Annotated in this window: 5 protein-coding genes; all 5 read right to left on the bottom strand. The window is 54.7% G+C overall.

The features are described 5' to 3' along the window. Positions 1 to 350: 350 nt before the first annotated feature. A complete protein-coding gene (locus ACFXK0_RS28935) occupies positions 351 to 578 on the bottom strand; it encodes a hypothetical protein (protein WP_379414255.1) in 228 nt (75 codons plus the stop codon). 23 nt (positions 579 to 601) lie between these two features. Beyond that, entirely contained in the window at positions 602 to 826 is a 225-nt protein-coding gene (locus tag ACFXK0_RS28930; protein ID WP_379414254.1) for a hypothetical protein, read from the bottom strand. A gap of 14 nt (positions 827 to 840) precedes the next feature. Next, a complete protein-coding gene (locus ACFXK0_RS28925) occupies positions 841 to 1998 on the bottom strand; it encodes a hypothetical protein (protein ID WP_379414253.1) in 1158 nt (385 codons plus the stop codon). Between the two features lie 118 nt (positions 1999 to 2116). Beyond that, positions 2117 to 2422: a WXG100 family type VII secretion target gene (locus ACFXK0_RS28920; RefSeq protein ID WP_379414252.1), complete on the bottom strand. Its 306-nt coding sequence runs from the start codon at positions 2420 to 2422 to the stop codon at positions 2117 to 2119. After that, the gene (locus ACFXK0_RS28915; RefSeq protein WP_379414251.1) at positions 2422 to 2766 is read right to left on the bottom strand and encodes a WXG100 family type VII secretion target; all 345 of its coding nucleotides are present in this window, start codon (positions 2764 to 2766) and stop codon (positions 2422 to 2424) included. The genes ACFXK0_RS28920 and ACFXK0_RS28915 overlap by 1 nt, the downstream gene beginning before the upstream one ends. Between the last annotated feature and the right edge of the window lie 377 nt (positions 2767 to 3143).

The raw sequence follows: 3143 nt of genomic DNA, 5'->3' as shown, positions 1-3143 counted from the left end.
CACTCACTTCTGCGCCTTCCTCACACTGGCCGGCGCGCTGACCGGATACAAGAAGCTCGCGAAGGCCCGATCAACCACATGAGACATGGTCTTAGACGCACACCCACCCGAACTGGTTCCCTCGCAGTCGGAACAAATGGCGAGCCGGCCATCGCCGTGGAGGTACCCAGCCCTGGAAACGGCTTGCGATTGAGGCAAGAACCGAAGTCACCCTAACCGCCGCCAGCTCGATAACTACTTTGACCCGATAGACGGCGCCGTAGATGCCGAAATATCGGATACTCTACTCGATTGGAAGACGAGGGTTGCAGAGCACCCGGGCGGGCTTCCGTATGCCTCTTCCTCCACAGTCAGCGGCTATCGTCGCTAACGTCGTAACCATCCTGCCAGCGATCTTCATCGACCACATATCGATCAATTACAAAGTCGTCGGGGTACTCGCGGAATCCTGGCTGAGTGATCAACCTGGCGATCGCGGCCCGCGCATCTTCTTCCGACGCGTAAACTCCGATACGCTTCTGCTCGTATCCTCCACTGTTATCGCGATAGGAATGCTCTAGGAGAAATACTGAGTTCATTACACCTCCGTGTTATCGTCGATTCAATTCCCCATTGCAATGAAGCCTTCGGCCCAATTTTCCTTTCCTACTTCAAATCTGTTCACACAGAAATCATCCGGCCGACTGCAAAATCCTGGCAACTTCTTCACGCGCTCCACCGCTTCGGATGCCTTAGATTCCGACGAGTAGAGGCCAATCGTTCGAACAACGTCTTCGCCATCTTCGAGTTCATACCAGTGGTCAACCACGTAGATATAGGTAGTCATGATGCCTCGGTTCTTTAGTTCGGATTTTGCCAGGCGCGGTCACCGTATTTTTTAATCTTGTTGAATTCACTTCGCGGACCGGTGTCACTCCAGTTTCCCGGACCGTACTTCTCATCCATCAGTCTACGCGCATAGGCCTTTCCACTTTCACCGACATACGGTGCTCGACCTTTCGCCCAACTCGGAACGTCATCAGCCTTTTCTTTACCAGATCCCGAAGCCGGAACTTTTTTGGGACGATCAGCCGGGGCAGCATCATCCGTGTCAACGTAGACGCGCATTGCGATTATTTCAGCCAACGCCAAGCTGACTTCCGTCATGTTCGGCACGCTATCAAAGCATCCCACTGCACCAGCAGTTGCTACACCGCCAACAGTGCCACCTACAGCCGCACCCATGCCAAGGAGTTTGTACAGCTTGGATCCAGTGTAAGCGAGACGAATTACGTCCATCGCCTTAACCGATGCGGTGGCAGCTACAACAGCCGCGCCTGCGATACTTGCACCGAATGTGACGAGCGCTCCGATCGCAGCTCCGACGGCAATTCCCGCCAGCACTTCACCGAAAGTCGTCCACGCGGCACTGATTTCCTTGTTGACCTCACCCATTCCCACATTGAAATCGGAAACCGGACTTGCCATCGTGAGCCCGCCGGCGAGGACGGCACCAGATGCTTTGGATATTGTCGACAGGTGCTGCTGGATCATATCCTGATTCTTAGGATGATCCATACCGTTGAACATCGACGAAATCTCACCAACCTTTGTCGGCAATTTGGTGAGAGTGTCATTCTTCGCAAATCCCTGCCAGACCTGCACCGCTTTTTCCAGCTTGCTGGTGTCGCCGTTGGGTAACTTGCCGAACTCAGCCGTGATCTTGTCTGTCAGTAGCGAGAAGAACTCGCCGACACCGCCGGTGTGTTCAGCACCCAGTCCAGCGGTTGCCACCGATGAAGGGAACTGAAGCTTGCTTTCCGACATTTGCGTGTAGGACGGCATCGACGGCGCCGGATTGCAATCATTACTAATCCCCCAATTATACCCTGCAGCATATAGCACGTTTCCGAAGTTGGTAAGCGCATCAGCCATATTCGCGCAGGTCTGCAGGACCATGAGAGAAGTTTCGTCGTACTTCTTTCCCCAAGCGGCACAGCCAGGTGCATCGCCAGCCATTCCAGAACAATCATTTTTCATTGCTGCGTGAACCGGGCCGTATGCCGTTCTAATTTCGCCAGCCAGCGTGTGGCACTTCTTAGCAGCCTCGTGGTAAGTTTCCCAATTTACATACACTCTAGCCGATACCGCCCTGCAGCATTTTACTATTTAAATCCAGCGCTCGATGATATCGGGTACCAGCGGTTTTGGCGGCATCACTCATGTCACGAACCCCCTCTACGAACTCCCGTGCGCCCGTCGACCATTGCGAATGCGCAGTTTGGTAAGCCTCACTGGCCAAACTTTCCCAGCTAGTTCCAGCTAAACTCGCCACTTTGTCGTCTATCTCATCGAGGTGGTCGCTGATATATCCAGCCAAGCCGGAAAGCTTTGTCACGAGTTGCTCGAGCTGATCCAGGTCGACCGTAAATTCCGATGCCATCACAACCCCGGCAAATCGAGACTAAAGGAACCTAACGCTGCAGCATTCGAATCATCCTTGCGGCTGTATGTTTCGGCTGTGACCCCCAGTTTTTCAGTCATTTCGGTCAGCGCCGTAATGACTGTGACACCACCGGTCCTGCTTTCTTCCCATCCGGCAGTAAAGGTGTTAGCTGCATCGCCAGTCCAGCTACTCCCAACGCACGAGTCAACCTCACGGCCGGCAGATTCAAGCGCTCGACGCAAGTCATCGGCAATACCGTAGACATAGTTGCCGACCTCACGAACTTTATCGGGGACTACCGCCAGCGACTGGCTATCCCCCCCCCCCCCTGGGATACTCATGAACCAGATTCATCATACTTGGCAGGTAGAATCTCCTGTTCGTCAAGACGCTGGTAGACATGGATCAACACTCCCTGCACTGCCGACTTTTGATGATCTTGAAGCGTTGAGCCGAGCAACGATCGCCTCGGCGACCTGGTGCTTTTCGGTCGGAGCGAATCGACCATCTGCCCGATTTCGGCTGGTTGCCCGGCAGGACACGAGTGTGTAACGTCACAAGAGCAAGAACGGCCGCCCGGCGAGTTGGCGCTCACCGAACGGCCTGGGTACGAAACAGGAGATAGCTGTTCGCACCGTGGGATGAAATCCTACATGCAACGGCTCGACGCTTCATGGCGTCGGGCCTTCGTCGTTCCGGGGTGAGGTCTGCCCCGCGC

This window comes from Nocardia sp. NPDC059177 (genome assembly GCF_042755165.1).
In the GTDB taxonomy this organism is placed as follows: domain Bacteria; phylum Actinomycetota; class Actinomycetes; order Mycobacteriales; family Mycobacteriaceae; genus Nocardia.
Note: the sequence above shows the minus strand (reverse complement) of the source record. Positions and strands in the feature narration are given on the sequence as shown.

Coding starts and splice junctions, on each gene's coding strand:
- ACFXK0_RS28935 (WP_379414255.1), bottom strand. CDS start 578: ATGAACTCAGTATTTCTCCTAGAGCATTCCTATCGCGATAACAGTGGA.
- ACFXK0_RS28930 (WP_379414254.1), bottom strand. CDS start 826: ATGACTACCTATATCTACGTGGTTGACCACTGGTATGAACTCGAAGAT.
- ACFXK0_RS28925 (WP_379414253.1), bottom strand. CDS start 1,998: ATGGCTGGCGATGCACCTGGCTGTGCCGCTTGGGGAAAGAAGTACGAC.
- ACFXK0_RS28920 (WP_379414252.1), bottom strand. CDS start 2,422: ATGGCATCGGAATTTACGGTCGACCTGGATCAGCTCGAGCAACTCGTG.
- ACFXK0_RS28915 (WP_379414251.1), bottom strand. CDS start 2,766: ATGAGTATCCCAGGGGGGGGGGGGGATAGCCAGTCGCTGGCGGTAGTC.